Here is a 16,210-nt window from a genome sequence, read left to right on the forward strand (position 1 = left end):
CTCAGACCTGCATAATTTCTGCCTGTTTGGTCTCTAGCGCGGTATCAACCGATTTAATCATCTCGTCGGTCAGATCCTGCACTTCGGTCTCCCAGAATTTCTGGTCGTCTTCAGACATGCCGTCGGACTTGGCCTTCTTGATCTGGTCCATGCCATCCCGGCGCACGTTCCGAATGGAGATCCGTGCGCTTTCAGCGTACTGCCCTGCAACCTTGCCCAGTTCGCGACGACGCTCTTCGTTCAACTCGGGGATCGGCAGCATGATGATGGTGCCGTTCAGTTGAGGATTTATGCCCAACCCACTTTCCCGAATGGCTTTTTCCACTTTGCCGACAAGGGACTTGTCCCACACGTTCACGGTGACCATCCGGGGTTCGGGCACGTTGACGGTACCCACCTGGTTGATCGGGGTCAGCGAACCATAGGCATCTACCATGATCGGCTCCAGCATCGAAGCTGATGCCCGGCCAGTCCGCAGGGATGCAAATTCGGTTTTCAGGTTTGCCATTGCGCCGTCCATGCGGCGTTTCAAATCATCAGTGTCCAGTTCAAAATCGTCAGACATGCTGCTCACTCCCCGTTTTCAGGTACTGTTGGAATGGGTCTTAAGCCATCGCAAATGGGATGTATAGCAATGATGAGCCGGAATTGCGCCAATGACCAGAGGTGTTTCCGGCATTTTTGAGGTGTTTCCTCGGCAAAAGAACCGGCCAGCATTGGCGCTGGCCGGTTAGAAAATCACCGGGTGCGTCACGCGTTTACATCAACGACAACACGGCCCTGAACCTGTCCTTGAAGAATATCCGCGCCAAGTTTGGGCAAATCGCTCAAAGACGCAGGCTGTACCATGGCGTTCAGTTTTTCCATGGGCAGGTCTGTCGCGATACGTTTCCACGCGCGCACCCTGTTGTCATAAGGCTGCATCACGCTGTCGATGCCCAACAGGTTGACGCCCCGCAACAGGAACGGGATGACCGTCGCAGGCAGGGCCGCCCCACCGGCCAGACCAACCGCGGCAACCGATGCGCCATATTTCATCTGTCCCAGAACCCGGGCCAGCATCGCACCGCCTACCGCATCAATACAGCCCGCCCAGGTCTCGCTTTCCAGCGGGCGTTTTGTGGTCTCGTTCAGATCCTCGCGCGGAACGATCGTGGTCGCGCCCAGAGATTTCAGATAGTCGGCAGCTTCCGCGCGCCCCGTTACTGCGGCAACTTCATAGCCTAGATTGGCCAGTATCGCAGTTGCCACGGACCCAACGCCTCCGGCCGCGCCTGTGACCAGTACAGGACCCTGACCCGGCTGCAGGCCATGGTCCTCCAGCGCCATGACCGCAAGCATGGCAGTGAAACCAGCTGTTCCCACAGCCATCGCCTGCCGCGCGTCCAACCCATCGGGCAACGGAACCAGCCAGTCGGCCAGTGCGTTGGCTTTCTGCGAAAAGCCGCCCCAATGGGCCTCACCCACGCGCCAGCCGGTCAGAACCACTTTGTCGCCCGGATTGTACCTGCTGTCTGAGGACGTCTCGACCGTTCCTGCGTAGTCGATGCCCGGAATATGCGGATAGCTGCGGACCAGCCCGCCGCCTTTGGACGACAAGCACAGACCGTCCTTGTAATTTACGGTCGAGTATTCGACGGCGATCGTAACGTCGCCATTGGGCAGATCATCAATCGACAGTTCCTTGATCGACGCACTGGCCAACCCGCTTTCTTCGTCTTTCTCCATTACCAACGCATTGAACATCGTGCTTTCCTTTCCTTTTCACAGCCAGGATATCGCATTTTCCTGGTAAGATTTTTCGGGGTGGTATGCAGTGACGAGGGCATAGCCCCTGCCCGTCAGGCCCAGAATTTGGCCTGAACAACCGCCTTGCGCATGCCCCGTGAAGTTTGAATTTCCAGTTCCGTACCCGCAGCCCAATGGCTGGCGTGTACCATTCCGATTGCAACATTTGTTTCGAAATCCGGCGACCAGACGGCCGATGTGACCTGCCCGACCCTGTTCCCTTCGCTGAAGGCTGGCCAGGCCCGGTCGCACGGGGGTACTGGATCGCCGTCAATCGCGACCGGCCGGATCTGCTGTTTGGGACCCTTCTCGGAGGCCGTCACCAGAGCGTCCCGACCCACACATTCCGTCACGACGTCCGTATTGCAGAACTTGCCCAACCCGCATTCATGCGGGGTGTTTTCGTGGGTCATGTCGTTACCATAAGACAAAAGCCCGCCTTCGATGCGTTCAATCAGGTTTGGGCAACCGGCGCGCACATGCAGATCTTCCCCGGCTTGGAAAAGGGCGTTCCATAGCGGCATACCGATATCACTGCCGTCTACATAAACCTCGAACCCGCCCTGTTTCGAATATCCGGACCGCGCGATAACAAGATCGCGCCCTTGAAACTGGAACAGGCCGAACCGGAAAAACCGGATGTCGCGGATCCCATCGCCGATAACACGCGCCATCAACTCATCAGATTTTGGGCCTTGAATCGCCAGAGGCGAGACATCCGGTTCCCAAACCTGAACATCCAGTGCAAGCCCATTCGCCAAGCCATTGACCCAGAACAACAAGTCACTGTCCGCTATCGAGATCCAAAAGCGGTCTTCGGACAATTTCAGCGCGACGGGGTCGTTCAGCATACCTCCGGCTTGGTTCACGATCGGAACATAGTAGCACTGACCGGTCACCATTCTGCTCAGATCACGCGGGGTGAGCATCTGCAGCAGGCGCGCCGCTTCAGAACCGCGAACCTCGATCTGACGCTCGCAAGAAACATCCCAAACCTGAACGTGGGTCTTGAGATGGCGACAATCCGCTTCAAGCGACTCGAACACCGTCGGCAACAACATCCTGTTGTAAACCGTGTACGCTTTGACACCCGCTTCCTCGACGCCTTCGGAAAAAGGTGTTCGGCGCAGTCGGCGTGACGGTGAAATCAGGGCCATTCAGGCACCCTCCGGCAGAAAAACCAGATCACTGACCGGCGCGGATGAGCCGGCTTCCGTCAACATCTTGTGCAACTGTCCCCGATGATGGGTCTGGTGATTGAACATGTGGATGACGCATTGCGCGTAAGGCTTTGTAACATCAGCTTCTTTTGCGGCTGAAAACCAGGTAAAGTCTCCGGTCAAGACGTCGTCACCCAACTCGTCGGCCCATTTGGCAATACGGACATCAACAGTCTCACGAAGTGGCATCCATTCGGACAGACCAGCGCAGACAGAAGTGCTTTCCGGGATCCCGCCACCCGGTCCCGTTCCCTTGTCAAAGCGCGAAATCCAGATCCAGTCACCCCACAAAAGATGGTTGGCCGTTCCCATGATCGAGCCAAAGAACGCACCACGCTCACGCGTCAGTTCTTCTTGTGGCAGCGCTTGCAGGAATCCTTTTAACTGGCTGTTCTGCCAGTTATTGTATCTGGCCATTTGACGCGCATAGGCACCTGTAATCATCATTTGGGCCCATGCCAGTCGATGGGGCAGATTTCAGCGGACTTGCCACCAAAATCCCAGACCCGGCCATAATCGCGAACCTTTGATTTGTTTCCCTTCGCGACAATGATGTCCGGTCCCATCCAATACTTCGAGTTGGAGACCATCACCGGATGCTCGGGGTCCTTGCCTGCCAGCATTTCAATTTCACCCTGAATCTTCCGGCCGATCATGATGCGACGTTTGGTACCGTCCCGCTCAATCTCGACCGGAGCACGCTCGGCCCCGATGATTTCACTGACCAGCATTGTAAAAAGCCCGGTCGTTCCGCCGGCCTGCCCGCTGAATATCTGAAGCAAGCCGTTATACGCCTTGCCGCTGGCGCGTTCGTCCACATACGCGGCCACTTTCCACTGGCCTTCCCCCATACGGCCGGGAATATCGACCAGCAATCCCACGTTTAGGCCCGACAGGTCCTCACCTTCATAGTGCCCCTCATCAATGATGATACCCATCCAGGCATGGCAGTGTCCCTCGGTCGGGGGATGCGCGCCCAGCGAAACCACGCAGGGGCAAAACACATCGCAGGAGCAATTCAGGATCAGCTCACCCTTGATGGACCAGTCCGTCGGGCTCATCTCGCGGCGTTTGGGGTTCGGCATGCGACTGTCGATCCGCTGGCTGATTGGAAGCTTGTCGGAATCCTTTTTTCTGTTTTTAGCCATAAGCTTACCCTCCGTAAATGATAGGATACACGAGCAGAAGAAGACCACCCGCGATCAATGCGAACCCCAGCGGTCGTGTGACCGCGTGACCGATCTGGGGTAGTTTTTCCAAAACCATGAACAGGGTCGCCAGACCCATCCACAACAGGCTCATGACACCGCCCACAAACCCCAGCGCCATGAAGCCCCAGCAACAGCCGACACAAAATGCACCCAGCCCAAGGCCCATCCGCAGACCCCCCAAGAAACCGGTTTTCCAGTGGCCAAGAAAGTACGTCATCGGGGCGTGACACACACCATGACACACCTCTTTAACGCGACTGAACTGAAAAGCGCCCACAACGATCATAAGTCCAGCGCCGAGATAGCCGGACTTGGCTATGCCGAGCATGTCGACTATGCCGCCAAAAAGCAGCGAAAGCTGAACTGCGGCGATAAAGGCGGCAAATCCAACCCAAACCAAAAAATACCCGGCCAAAACGCCGACCCAACCGGCACGCGTTCCATTGGCGCTGTGGATAAGATCATCGTAACTGCGCAGCGTCGGAACCAAAGTCGGCAGCATCATGGCCGCCATCATGATAGCCCACATCCAGAACAGCGGACCGAATTCCGCCATGGGCATATACATGTCCATGCGCGGGTCCATCACGCGCATCGCCTCGCCCATCGGACCCGGTCGCCCGATCAGATCGAGGTCCATGTCTCGGCTCATCGAGAACATCATCCACCACGCCCAGAGGATCGTGATGTAGAAACTCAGCCAAAGACCGCTGCGTAAAACTGCGCGACTCACTCGCTCCTCCCGACTCAGTCCTTGCATTTCAAATGTCAGACTTTTAAATGTCAGACAAATAAAAACTGAGTTTTGGCGTGTCGGACATGAAAGTTGATCCCAAAAAACCGGCAGACTTGTCGGCACAGATCGCTCAGGCCATTCGCGACGCCATTGTCTCGGGTGAGTTGATTGTCGACGCGCGCCTTCCGTCCGAGGCCGAGTTGTCGGAACAGTTTAAGGTCTCGCGGCCGACCGTGCGCGAGGCGCTCAAAAGGCTCGCCGCGCAATCTCTTATCCGAACCCAGCGTGGCGCTTCGGGTGGTGCTTTTGTCAACAAACTGAGCTTTGAGGACGCCTATTCACAGCAAGTCACCACCTCGACCCTGTTGCTGTCAATGAATGCTGTCAGTTTCGACATCGCCTGCGAAGCCCGTTACGCGCTCGAGCGGGCCTGTGCCGCCCTTTCGGCAGAGCGTCACACCCCGGACCACCTGGCCACGATGCGGGCCGAAATCTATCGTCAGTCACAACCCGGGCTGACGGATGAAGCCTTTTGTGCCTCGGATGTTGCCTTTCATCGCGCTTTGGTCGACGCCGCAGGCAATCCGGTTTTGTCCTACCAGTTGGCGGGTGCGGTCGAAGCGATGCAGCCGCTGATGAATATGATCACCTTCTCCGCCCGGTCCCGGGAAGAGATCATCGCGCTGCACAACCGGATCGCCGATTCGATTGAGGCGCGGGATGCAGTGGCGGTGGACCGAACGCTCGTCGAACTGGAAACCTACACGAGGCAACTGGCCCATGATGTGGCTGAACGCCGACGCAACCCAGCCTGATTTCGCATCAGATAAAGCTTGACGGAGGAGGCAGACGAAAACGACACTCGGGCAGGCAGCATGACAGCCGGCATGAAGACCGGATCTCTCAATGCAAATTGAATTACAATTACTTACGGGAGGACGTTATGAACCAAAGACCGGACCCAACCTTTTACCCATCCGCCAAGCTGGCGATGGAGGGCCCAACGGAAACTCTGGCCTTCACGCTGATGCTCAGCCCCGACTTTTCGCAACCGGATGGTCTGGCTGTCGTTAACGTCGATCCGACTTCGGCGGATTACGGGAAAATCGTTCATCAGGTGATCATGCCCGAAAAGGGTGACGAGTTTCACCATTTCGGCTGGAACGCATGCTCATCATCGCTGTCGCCGCTCAGCGGCCATGCATTTCTAGAACGCCGCTATCTTATTATTCCCGGCATACGGTCCAGCCGCATTTACATCATCGATGTCAAAAACCCGCTGGAAGCGAAGATTCACAAGATCATCGAACCCGAGGAAGTTTTTGCCAAGACGGGATATTCCCGGCCTCATACCATTCACTGCGGCCCCGAAGGCATCTACGTCAGCACATTGGGTGGCGGTGGCAAAGACGGCACAGACGGCCCGCCGGGTATCTTCATCATGGATTGCGAAAGCTTCGAGATCATAGGCCGATATGAAATCGAACGCGGGGTTCAGGACAAACACTATGACTTCTGGTGGAACCTGCCGCGTGATTACATGGTCAGTTCCGAATGGGCGCTGCCGCCGCAGTTTGAAAACGGGATCGTGGCCGAGGATCTGTTGTCGAACAAGTACGGCCACCGCATCCATTTCTGGAACCTGCGCAGCCGCACGAATATCCAAACTATCGATCTGGGTGAAAACCATCAGATGGCGTTGGAAATCCGCCCGGCGCATGATCCGGTCAAGCAACACGGCTTCTGTGGCGTTGTGGTGGATACCACTAATCTTCAAGGTGCCATCTTCACCTGGTGGCGCAATGACGACGGAACGTTCGAAGCCAAGAAGACCATCACAATCGATCCGCAACCCGCTGATCCCGATGATCTTCCCGATCTTCTCAAGGGGTTCTCGGCCGTTCCGCCTCTGGTCACGGATATCGATCTGAGTCTGGACGACAAGTACCTTTATGTTGCCTGTTGGGGCACCGGTGAGATGCATCAATACGATGTGTCGGACCCGATGAACCCGACCCTGGCCGGCAAGGTCGAGATCGGCGGGATCGTCAAAAAGACCAAGCATCCCAACGGCAATGACTTTGGTTACGGACCGCAGATGGTTGAGATCAGCCGGGATGGCAAACGCGTCTACTGGACCAACTCGCTGTACTCCACCTGGGATGATCAGTTCTATCCGGGCGAACGCGGCGCAGCCATGGTCAAGGCCGATGTCGGTGACAATGGCGGCCTGACACTGGACCCGAAGTTCTGGGTCGACTTCCCCAAGGGCTATCGCAGCCACCAGATCCGGCTTGAGGGCGGCGACTGTTCGACGGACAGTTTCTGCTACCCGTCCGTCTGATTTGGAGTTCCTGATGACATCAACGGCCGGCCTGTGGCTGGCCGTTGTGCTTAGCGGTGCATATCACGGCCTGAACCCCGGCATGGGCTGGCCGCTGGCCGTTTCAGCGGCATTGATGGAGCAGAAGCAATCGGCCCTTTGGCGGGCGCTGACTGCCTTGGCTGGGGGGCACTTTCTCGCCATGCTCGGGGTCTTGCTGCCGTTCGCGCTGATGGCGGTTTTGGTGGATTACCAGCGCGAAATAAGGATCGGCGCGGCCCTGATCGTCATCACTATGGGCCTTTACATCGCGATTGTTCGTCGCCACCCCCGCGCCCTCTCCCGAGTTCCTCCAGGCAAGCTGGCGTTATGGTCATTTCTTGTCGCTCTGGCCCATGGCGCCGCGCTGATGTTGGTTCCAATCTATCTGGGACTTTGCAATCTGGATGAGCTGGACGCCGGGCATCGTGCGGTTTCCGAGATCATGACGACCAACGGTCTTCTGGTGCTGGCCGTTGCCGCGCTTCACACAGCAGCGATGGTTTTGGGCGGAGGCATTCTGGCCTATGCCGTCTATCGCTGGCTGGGTCTGCAATTCCTGTCACGCAGTTGGTTCAACCTCGAACTCATCTGGGCACTTAGCCTTATCCTTGTGGGGATACTGGGCCTGTGGTCGGCAATTTAGATTCTTTCCTTTCCGAATATGCGCATTACTCTCCCTTTCAACAAAAACGACATGAGACCGGAATGACCCCGACCCTGAATACGCTTGCCGCGATACTGACAATCGGCTTTGGCCTTTTCGGCTTTCTGGCTCCGGCCTGGACTGCGGCTTCACTGGATTTAGCCCCAACAAACAGCACCATGGGCCTGAGCGAGATGCGCGCTTCAGTTGGCGGATTGTTCGTAGTCACCGGCCTTGCTGTTTTGTGGTTCAATAGCCCAATGGCCTACACGATGCTTGGCGTGGTCTATGCCGGCGCGGCATTGGGCCGGTTCGTATCGATTGCACTGGACAACCCGCCACTGGCCAAGGCGATGGTTTTCGGCGGAATCGAACTGGCGTTGGCAATCTGGCTGATCCTGGCGAACATGAACAAATCAGTTTAACAATCTGAAAAGAAACAATTGCGTCAGTTGTAATCTGGATTTGCATCCGATCGGAACGTCACCTATATATGAAGGGTCCTTCGGGACTATGGACATAAACGCGCTCGTAATAAGCGGATCGGACCCGGGGGCGGTACCCGGCGGCTCCACCAATATCCTTCGTTTGGGGAACATGGGGCCGAAACAGGATCGACGAACGTCTAAAGGGGTTAGCTTTGTCTCGGCTGTCTGCCACCGTTATCGGCGAAAATAGTACAATTGCAAACGACAATCGTGCTCCGGTTGCAGTTGCTGCGTAAGCAGTAGCAAGACCGAAACTTAAGCCCTTGCGCCTAGCAGCGTAAGGCGGGGTTCGCAGGTACCTGGCAACAGAAACCTGCATTTCAATACAATTTGTCCGGTCAGAAACACTCTCTTGTTCAGAGATTGTTCATTCCTTTTTGCCATCGTCACTTCCATCAGAAGGGAGAGCGGCGATGTCACATTCCGAATTGCTCAGGCAGTGGTATTCAGAGGTTTGGGAAAACGGCAACACCGAAGCCATCGGACAGTTCTTTGCCCCCGACACGCTGGCCGAGGGGTTGATCCCGGAAATGCAGGTCGGCGCTGACGATTTCCGCGATCTGGTGACCGCATTCCGGCACATCCTTGGCGACATAAAAGTCGACCTGCCGAAGATAATCGAAGACGGTGATTGGGTTTCTGCCATTGTCCATTTGCAGACGACCCGCGCCGACAATGGCGCACCGCTGCAGGCAAGCGGAAGCGTCATCGCGCGTATCAAGGACGGGTACATGGTCGAGGCTTATAATCAGTTCGACTTTATTTCGTTTTTTGAACAGCTTGGACAGTTTCCCGAAGATACCCTGCCCGTCTGCATGACCGGACAACGACTGGACTGGGCCTGACCAAAACCTGCGACCTTGACCATGAAAGCCGTTCCACGTTAGCAAAGGGTATGGGGTAACATTGCGAACGCCCCGTGAGGCGTCAGCCCAAGTTTCGCATGTATCCGAACGCGACAGGAGACATGCCATGGCTGCGCCAAATTCCATCACCCCCAAACAACTGCTGCGACTGATCGGAACACCGACAGCGCCGGTTTTGGTGGATATCTGCCTCGAGGAAGACTTTGCAGCGGACCCGGTCCTGATTCCAGGTTCGGTACGGCATTCCGCGTCAGACATGCAGGGCCTGATAGCGACAGTCGATGGGCGCTCCAGTGTAATCATTTGCCAAAAAGGCAAAAAGCTGAGCCAGGGCGTAGTTTCGTGGCTGCGCAGCGAAGGACAACAGGCCGAGTTTCTGGAGGGCGGTATACAGGCTTGGCGCGATACGCCGGGGGCGCCAAGCGTCCCCTACTCCGCTATTCCGCCCCTGGTTGACAATCGGACGCTTTGGGTGACCCGACACAGGCCCAAAATAGACCGCATCGCATGCCCTTGGCTGATCCGGCGTTTTGTCGACCCCAATGCGCGTTTTCTGTTTGTCGCGCCGTCGGAAGTGAAGGAAGCGGCCAGAATATTCAATGCCACCCCATTTGATATTGAAAACACGGTCTGGGGCCATGACGGGGACAAATGCACCTTTGACACAATGCTGGACAAGTTCGACCTTCACATGCCCGCGCTTGACCGGATGGCGACTGTTGTCCGGGCGGCAGACACAGATCGTCACGGTCTCGCACCCGAGGCGGCCGGTCTGCTCGCTCTTTCCGTTGGCCTGTCCCGCCAATACCGGGATGATCATGAGAACCTGTTAGCTGGCCTTGCTCTGTATGATGCGCTGTACCGTTGGGCCCGGGACGGGTATGAAGAAGGCCATAACTGGCCCGGCGAGCAAAAATAATGACACCCGACTATTCCGAATTGATCCGGGTTTTCGGCCGGATTGGGCTGCTGTCGTTTGGTGGTCCCGCAGCACAGATTTCACTTATGCATCAGGAACTGGTCGAACGCAGACCATGGCTGGACGAACAAAGCTATTTGCGCGCTTTGTCCTTATGCATGTTGCTACCGGGGCCCGAGGCGATGCAGCTTGCAACCTTTGCCGGCTGGCGCCTGCGCGGTTTGCTTGGCGGATTGATCGCGGGTGGCCTTTTCGTCATACCTGGCGCCATCATCATTGCGGTTCTGGTTGGTCTTTATGTCGCCTTTGGAGAACTTCAGGTTGTACAGGCCGGGTTTCTGGGCATCAAGGCGACCGTAATCGTCATCGTACTGCAGGCTTTGCGAAACCTGTCGCGAAAGGCTCTGTCCGATGCCGAACATCGCATGCTTGCTTTGCTGGGCTTTCTGGCAATTTTTGCACTTAACCTGCCGTTTCCACTTATCATATTTGCAGCCGCTCTCTGGGGCTTCGCGACCTTCAAAGGTCAGCACCCTTCGACACCCGCGCCAGCTGCCCTGACCATGTCCCGTCCGATCAGAACTGCGGTGATTTGGCTGACCCTCTGGCTTGGGCCCTTGGCTGTTCTGACCCTGACGGGGCAGCAACTTCTCAGCGATCTGGGGTGGTTCTTTGCGCGCCTCGCAGTTGTGACTTTTGGTGGTGCCTATGCCGTTCTGGCATACATGACGCAAACAGTCGTCGATACATATCAATGGATCAGCACGGACCAGATGATCGATGCGCTTGGTCTGGCTGAAACGACACCGGGCCCATTGATTTTGGTGACTCAATTCGTGGCCATGTTGACGGGTCAGTTGTCAGGGGGCGCATCGATGGCTATCGCGGCGGGTGCCGTGGCCCTTTGGGCCACGTTTGTTCCCTGCTTTCTGTGGATTTTTCTGGCAGCGCCGTTCCTGGATCACCTGGCAGCCCGCCCGCGCCTGTCTGCGGCCCTGCACGGGATTACCGCTGCGGTTGTGGGGGTGATTCTCAACCTATCCTTGTGGTTTGCCCTCAATGTTCTATTTGGACAAGTTCCGGAAAGAACTCTGGGTCCTGTATCAATTCCCGTACCCGATATTTCGACTTTGGACGTCGCTGCATTGATTCTGACGCTAGCTGCCGGAATGTTGATTTTCCGCCTAAAAATCGGGATGGTTCCGACTTTGGGTCTGATGGCCTGCGCCGGAATTTTACTGAACCTCCTATGAACAATCAGGTGTAACGCGGCCTTTCGTTTCCTTTGAAATCCCCTATGCTAGACGCTACCACTTTTGAGGATGACACATGTCGCAAGACATCGACTATGGAAACCTGATGCACACCGCCATGCGCGGTCTGATCAAAACGGTTTTGACCGGCGTTTCGGAACATGGACTGCCAGGTGCGCACCACTTTTTCATCACCTTCGATACCCGGCATGATGGTGTTGAACTGGCCGATTGGTTGCGCCAACGCTATCCGCAGGAAATGACGATCGTCATGCAGCATTGGTTCGAAAACCTTGAAGTGGGCGATGCAGGGTTTTCCATCACTTTGAATTTTGGTGATGCGCCTGAACCGCTTTATATTCCGTACACGGCCATCAAGACATTTGTTGATCCCTCAGTCGAATTCGGGCTGCGTTTCGAAAGTCCGGAAGACGAGGAAGAAACGGACGAAGATATCGAAGAAATCATCGAGGTCGAAGAACCGGATGAGCCGCATGACGCGGATGTGGTTTCCCTGGACAGTTTCAGGAAATAACCAAGCTTCCGCGTGCAACAGACCCCGCCTTTGGCGGGGTTATTCTTTTTTCAGAAACGTTTCCACCGAACGGGATTTAACCCCATCGCGAAACCGCGAAAACGACAGGTTCAAACCGCCTTCGGCCAGGGTTCGGTCAAATTGCTGCAATTCGTACCCACCTGTTTCCGAGATAAAAAGGGAAAACACGGTCAGCGTTTCGCCATCAATACGCCCCCAGACAAATGGCTCTCCTTTCATGGGGTCCAGGGGAACCTCGTGCCCGAACACGTTGCGTTTCATCGCAGCAGAAAACACGTCTGGCCGGTCCGACGGCTGAAAGTCGATCGAGAATTTCTGTTCCTTGATCCGCCCGTCAGCCTTGTAGGTGGTCGTCGTCCAACTCACATTGAAGCCGTTGTCGGTTTCGTGAATTGAAACGCTCATGTCTCTGGGCGTCTCGCTCCCGTCTTCGTCCACGAGATTGGCTGACCCAGTATAATCACCCAAAAACGGCGCGATGCTTGACGCCTGCGCCGGATGGCTGGAAACAAGCACCCACGCAAAAGCACACATCACTATTGCGACAAGTGTCGGGGAAAATGTCGTGCGGAAAACGTGCATCAGATCCTCCATCGCAATAATGCTTATATTGTAGCTCAGCATGACGCGGGCACAATGGGACGGATGCGCCCGCCGACAACAAAATTGTCGCTGCTCTCTGCCTATACCTTTGTCACCCTTGAGTTTAAGGTGCGCGCAACTGGCCGATTGCGTTGCAACCCGCTTGGCGCTAAACGGCATACAATTGCATACATGACGGAGTGACAGATGTCTCAGACCCGCACCGAATCCGACAGTTTTGGCCCGTTGGAAGTGCCCGCTGACAAGTATTGGGGCGCTCAGACACAGCGTTCGATCATGAACTTCCCGATCGGGTGGGAAAAGCAGCCGGTTGCCATCGTTCGCGCGCTGGGTGTGATCAAAAAAGCTTGCGCGATGCAGAACAAAGCCACCGGTAAGCTGGATGCGAAAATTGCGGACGCGGTCATTCAGGCGGCCGGAGAAGTGATCGAGGGCAGGTTTGATGACAACTTCCCTCTGGTCGTTTGGCAAACCGGATCCGGCACCCAGTCGAACATGAACTCGAACGAGGTCATCGCGAACCGTGCCATCGAGATTCTGGGGGGCGTTATCGGATCGAAAGAGCCAGTGCATCCGAACGATCACTGCAACATGGGGCAGTCATCCAACGATACCTTCCCCACTGCGATGCACATCGCAACAGCAATGAGCGTTCGTGACGTCCTGCTGCCGGGTCTTGAAAAGCTGGCATCCGGGCTCGAGCAGAAGGCCGAGGAATTCAAGGACATCATCAAGATCGGACGCACGCATACGCAGGATGCGACGCCCCTGACCCTGGGGCAGGAGTTCGGCGGGTACGCCCATCAGATTCGCCAGGGAATTGCCCGTGTGCATGCCGCAATGCCGGGCATTTATGAATTGGCGCAAGGTGGTACCGCTGTTGGTACCGGTCTGAACACACAACACGGTTGGGACCAGGCGGTTGCCGCAAACATGGCCGAAATCACCGGCCTGCCCTTTGTCACGGCACCCAACAAGTTCGAAGCACTGGCCGCGCATGACGCGATGGTGTTCCTGTCGGGGGCTTTGGCCACGATTGCCGGTAGTTGCTACAAGATCGCCAACGACATCCGCTTTCTGGGCTCCGGTCCCCGGTCGGGGCTGGGCGAACTGATCCTGCCGGAAAACGAACCGGGTTCGTCGATCATGCCGGGCAAGGTAAACCCGACCCAGGCCGAGGCGCTGACGCAGGTGGCCGCCCATGTCATGGGTAACGACGCCGCAATCAAGTTCGCTGGCAGCCAGGGTCATTTCGAGCTGAACGTCTACAACCCGATGATGTCCTACAATCTGTTGCAATCCATTCAATTGCTCGGCGACGCCGCTGACAGCTTTACCGAACGGATGCTGCTGGGCATCAAGGCCAACGAGTCGCGCATCGAAAAGCTGATGACGGAATCGCTGATGCTGGTCACTGCGCTTGCGCCGACCATCGGTTATGACAATGCCACGACCGTTGCCAAGACTGCCCACAAGAACGGTACCACCCTCAAGGAAGAAGCCATCGCACTTGGCTTTGTGGATGAGGCCTCTTTCGACGCAGTGGTACGCCCTGAACAGATGATTGGCCCGAAAGACTGATGGGCAAGCCGGTAAATTTGAACCGGTACCGAAAACAGAAAGCGCGGGCTGAAAATAAGGCCCGCGCAGATCAAAACGCTGTGGCTTTTGGACAAACCAAGGCCGAAAAAGAGGTTGTCAGGCTTCGACAAGACAAACAGAAGCGTGACCTCGACAATCACGAGCTGAAGGAATGAGTGGCCGCCCGGTCAAACGCTCGCTGACCCTTCAGGGGCACCGCACTTCGGTTTCTTTGGAAGACGAATTCTGGCGCGCGTTCCGCGACATCGCACGGGAAAAAGATAAGCCTATCAATTTCTTGGCGGCGGAAATTGATGCGGCCCGCAATCCTGAAACAGGTTTGGCTTCCGCCATTCGAGTCTTTGTTCTGAACTGGTATCGCAACCGGGATTGAGGCTTGTAAAGGTTTGGCAGCCAAGTGTACCTTGAGTTGGAACAAAATAGGTACAGACATGAGCAAAACGATCACCGGGCCTGACGGTCAACCGCGCTGCGCCTGGTGTCAGGCCGCGCGGGAGTTCTTTGACTATCATGATCAGGAATGGGGCTATCCGGTATCAGACGACCAGCGTCTATTCGAAAAATTGTGCCTTGAGAGTTTTCAGTCGGGACTGAGTTGGCGCACCATCCAGTCAAAGCGCGAAAATTTCCGGGAAGCGTTTTGCGGCTTTGATTTCAACAGGATGGCAGAGTTTACTGAAGCAGACGTTGAACGCCTTTTGCAGAATGCGGGCATCATCCGGCACCGCGGCAAAATAGAGGCTGTCATCAACAACGCCCGTTGTGCTCAGGAACTGATCAAGGTTGAGGGTTCTCTGGCCGCGTATGTCTGGCGGTATGAGGCTGAAACTCCCATACCGCCACAAACCGTCTCTACATCACCGGAATCGGTCGCAATGTCGAAAGACCTGAAGAAGCGCGGATGGAAGTTCGTGGGCCCCACCACCGTTTTCGCGTTCATGCAGGCTATGGGGTTGGTCAACGATCACGCCGAAGGCTGCATCATGCGTGAAAAAGCGGCGCAAATGCGCCGCGATTTCAAGAAGCCGAATTAGATACGAGTCAGACCGAAGCCTGATAGATCTTGTCGATATTGCCGCCCAGGGCCGCGTTGAAGTCGGCATCGGACTGCTGTTTTGAGAGACCTTCGGTCAGCGCGCGCGAGAAGGAAGCGATCATCTTTCCATTCTGGTTCAACAGGTCGCAGGCCTGTTTTGTGGAATAGCCGCCTGACAGGGCCACAACCCGCAGAACCCGCGGGTGATCTGCCACTTCGTCATACAGATTGGCCTCGCTTGGGATCGTCAGCTTCAGCATGACGTCCTGGCCCTCGGCCAACTGGTCCAGGTTCTTGAGGATCTCGGCTTTCAGGATGCTCTCAGCCTCGGCCTTGGTTTCCGAATGAATGTTCACCTCGGGTTCGACAATCGGAACCATGCCCGCGCTGATCACCTCGCGTGCGACGTCAAACTGTTGAGCCACAACAGCGGCAATACCTTCTGCGTTGGCCTCGTGAATGACCGAGCGTTCTTTTGTTCCAAAGACACCATCGGCCTTGGCCAGCGTTTCTGCCAGACCGGGGATCGGTTTCATCATCTGAACGCCGTTGGCCTGATCCTCCAGTCCCTTGTCGATTTTCAGAAATGGAACGATGCCCTTGGCCGACCACAGAAAATCGGCGACTTTGCGGCCTTCGATTTCCTCGTTCAGGGTGCGTTCGAACAGGATAGCGCCAATCACCTTAGCTTTGGTGAAGTCGTCTGCCAGAATGATGCGTGCGCGCATCTTCTGGATTTCTCCGAACATCTCTTCTTCCGAGGTGTAGTCCGAGGCTTCAACACCATAAAGCGCCAGCGCCTTGGGTGTAGAACCGCCGCTTTGATCCAGTGCCGCGATGAAACCTGCACCGTCGGACATTTGCGCGCGCTGTTCTGCTTTGGACATATCTGTTTCCCGTTCAATAATGATTCCGTGTTTTCCA

20 protein-coding genes and 1 other RNA gene are annotated in these 16,210 nt (G+C 56.0%); 13 read left to right on the forward strand and 8 right to left on the reverse strand.

Annotated features, from left to right (window positions below; genetic code table 11):
• Position 1: 1 nt before the first annotated feature.
• The 6 genes from frr to ACR1XU_RS03670 all read right to left on the reverse strand — a co-directional run bounded on the left by frr (position 2) and on the right by ACR1XU_RS03670 (position 4,952).
• On the reverse strand, positions 2–565 hold the full coding sequence (frr, locus tag ACR1XU_RS03645; RefSeq protein WP_170618994.1) for a ribosome recycling factor: 564 nt from the start codon (positions 563–565) through the stop codon (positions 2–4).
• Positions 566–750: 185 nt separating this feature from the next.
• Complete coding sequence (gene acuI / locus ACR1XU_RS03650; RefSeq protein WP_170824553.1) at positions 751–1,746, reverse strand: acryloyl-CoA reductase; 996 nt, start codon at positions 1,744–1,746, stop codon at positions 751–753.
• A 95-nt stretch (positions 1,747–1,841) separates the two neighbouring features.
• Positions 1,842–2,945, reverse strand: coding sequence for a dimethylsulfoniopropionate demethylase (locus ACR1XU_RS03655; RefSeq protein ID WP_480906312.1), 1,104 nt, complete (start codon positions 2,943–2,945; stop codon positions 1,842–1,844).
• Positions 2,946–3,452, reverse strand: coding sequence for a DinB family protein (locus ACR1XU_RS03660; RefSeq protein ID WP_480906459.1), 507 nt, complete (start codon positions 3,450–3,452; stop codon positions 2,946–2,948). It abuts the gene before it with no gap.
• Complete coding sequence (locus tag ACR1XU_RS03665) at positions 3,452–4,156, reverse strand: DUF1326 domain-containing protein (protein WP_170615090.1); 705 nt, start codon at positions 4,154–4,156, stop codon at positions 3,452–3,454. The genes ACR1XU_RS03660 and ACR1XU_RS03665 overlap by 1 nt, the downstream gene beginning before the upstream one ends.
• Positions 4,157–4,160: 4 nt before the next feature.
• A complete protein-coding gene (locus tag ACR1XU_RS03670) occupies positions 4,161–4,952 on the reverse strand; it encodes a DUF2182 domain-containing protein (RefSeq protein ID WP_480906315.1) in 792 nt (263 codons plus the stop codon).
• A gap of 86 nt (positions 4,953–5,038) precedes the next feature.
• On the opposite strand from ACR1XU_RS03670, the gene ACR1XU_RS03675 reads away from it, so the two are divergent.
• The 9 genes from ACR1XU_RS03675 (at position 5,039) to ACR1XU_RS03715 (ending at position 12,024) form a co-directional block, all read left to right on the forward strand.
• Positions 5,039–5,770 carry a FadR/GntR family transcriptional regulator gene (locus ACR1XU_RS03675; RefSeq protein WP_170806306.1) on the forward strand — a complete coding sequence of 244 codons (732 nt, stop codon included), beginning with the start codon at positions 5,039–5,041 and terminating at the stop codon, positions 5,768–5,770.
• 128 nt (positions 5,771–5,898) lie between these two features.
• Positions 5,899–7,299, forward strand: a complete 1,401-nt coding sequence (locus ACR1XU_RS03680; protein WP_480523997.1) for a selenium-binding protein SBP56-related protein — start codon at positions 5,899–5,901, stop codon at positions 7,297–7,299.
• Between the two features lie 13 nt (positions 7,300–7,312).
• Positions 7,313–7,963 carry a hypothetical protein gene (locus ACR1XU_RS03685; RefSeq protein ID WP_170806304.1) on the forward strand — a complete coding sequence of 217 codons (651 nt, stop codon included), beginning with the start codon at positions 7,313–7,315 and terminating at the stop codon, positions 7,961–7,963.
• Between the two features lie 62 nt (positions 7,964–8,025).
• Positions 8,026–8,388, forward strand: a complete 363-nt coding sequence (locus ACR1XU_RS03690) for a DUF4345 family protein (protein WP_170806303.1) — start codon at positions 8,026–8,028, stop codon at positions 8,386–8,388.
• A 36-nt stretch (positions 8,389–8,424) separates the two neighbouring features.
• Positions 8,425–8,771: a transfer-messenger RNA gene (gene ssrA / locus ACR1XU_RS03695) on the forward strand.
• Between the two features lie 93 nt (positions 8,772–8,864).
• Positions 8,865–9,296 (forward strand): ester cyclase, encoded by a 432-nt coding sequence (locus ACR1XU_RS03700; protein ID WP_170615095.1) that lies wholly within the window; start codon positions 8,865–8,867, stop codon positions 9,294–9,296.
• A gap of 127 nt (positions 9,297–9,423) precedes the next feature.
• A complete protein-coding gene (locus tag ACR1XU_RS03705) occupies positions 9,424–10,236 on the forward strand; it encodes a chromate resistance protein ChrB domain-containing protein (protein WP_480906319.1) in 813 nt (270 codons plus the stop codon).
• Positions 10,236–11,489 carry a chromate efflux transporter gene (chrA, locus tag ACR1XU_RS03710; RefSeq protein ID WP_480906321.1) on the forward strand — a complete coding sequence of 418 codons (1,254 nt, stop codon included), beginning with the start codon at positions 10,236–10,238 and terminating at the stop codon, positions 11,487–11,489. Before ACR1XU_RS03705 ends, chrA begins: the two co-directional genes overlap by 1 nt.
• 76 nt (positions 11,490–11,565) lie before the next feature.
• Positions 11,566–12,024: an SspB family protein gene (locus ACR1XU_RS03715; RefSeq protein WP_321253078.1), complete on the forward strand. Its 459-nt coding sequence runs from the start codon at positions 11,566–11,568 to the stop codon at positions 12,022–12,024.
• A gap of 39 nt (positions 12,025–12,063) precedes the next feature.
• On the opposite strand, the gene ACR1XU_RS03720 is transcribed toward ACR1XU_RS03715, so the two are convergent.
• A complete protein-coding gene (locus tag ACR1XU_RS03720) occupies positions 12,064–12,579 on the reverse strand; it encodes a hypothetical protein (RefSeq protein ID WP_480440515.1) in 516 nt (171 codons plus the stop codon).
• Between the two features lie 255 nt (positions 12,580–12,834).
• On the opposite strand from ACR1XU_RS03720, the gene fumC reads away from it, so the two are divergent.
• Genes fumC through ACR1XU_RS03740 form a run of 4 tightly spaced genes read left to right on the forward strand, consistent with a single transcriptional unit; the run spans position 12,835 to position 15,284 of the window.
• Positions 12,835–14,229 (forward strand): class II fumarate hydratase, encoded by a 1,395-nt coding sequence (gene fumC, locus ACR1XU_RS03725; protein WP_480906325.1) that lies wholly within the window; start codon positions 12,835–12,837, stop codon positions 14,227–14,229.
• A complete protein-coding gene (locus ACR1XU_RS03730) occupies positions 14,229–14,405 on the forward strand; it encodes a DUF4169 family protein (RefSeq protein ID WP_170676995.1) in 177 nt (58 codons plus the stop codon). Before fumC ends, ACR1XU_RS03730 begins: the two co-directional genes overlap by 1 nt.
• Positions 14,402–14,623, forward strand: coding sequence for a ribbon-helix-helix domain-containing protein (locus tag ACR1XU_RS03735; protein WP_480906327.1), 222 nt, complete (start codon positions 14,402–14,404; stop codon positions 14,621–14,623). The genes ACR1XU_RS03730 and ACR1XU_RS03735 overlap by 4 nt, the downstream gene beginning before the upstream one ends.
• Positions 14,624–14,681: 58 nt before the next feature.
• Entirely contained in the window at positions 14,682–15,284 is a 603-nt protein-coding gene (locus ACR1XU_RS03740; RefSeq protein ID WP_480906330.1) for a DNA-3-methyladenine glycosylase I, read from the forward strand.
• A 7-nt stretch (positions 15,285–15,291) separates the two neighbouring features.
• Here ACR1XU_RS03740 and ACR1XU_RS03745 read toward each other — a convergent pair whose 3' ends face one another.
• Complete coding sequence (locus ACR1XU_RS03745; protein WP_480489802.1) at positions 15,292–16,173, reverse strand: fructose bisphosphate aldolase; 882 nt, start codon at positions 16,171–16,173, stop codon at positions 15,292–15,294.
• Positions 16,174–16,210: the final 37 nt, after the last annotated feature.

Source organism: Ruegeria sp. D1(2025), from assembly GCF_056536425.1.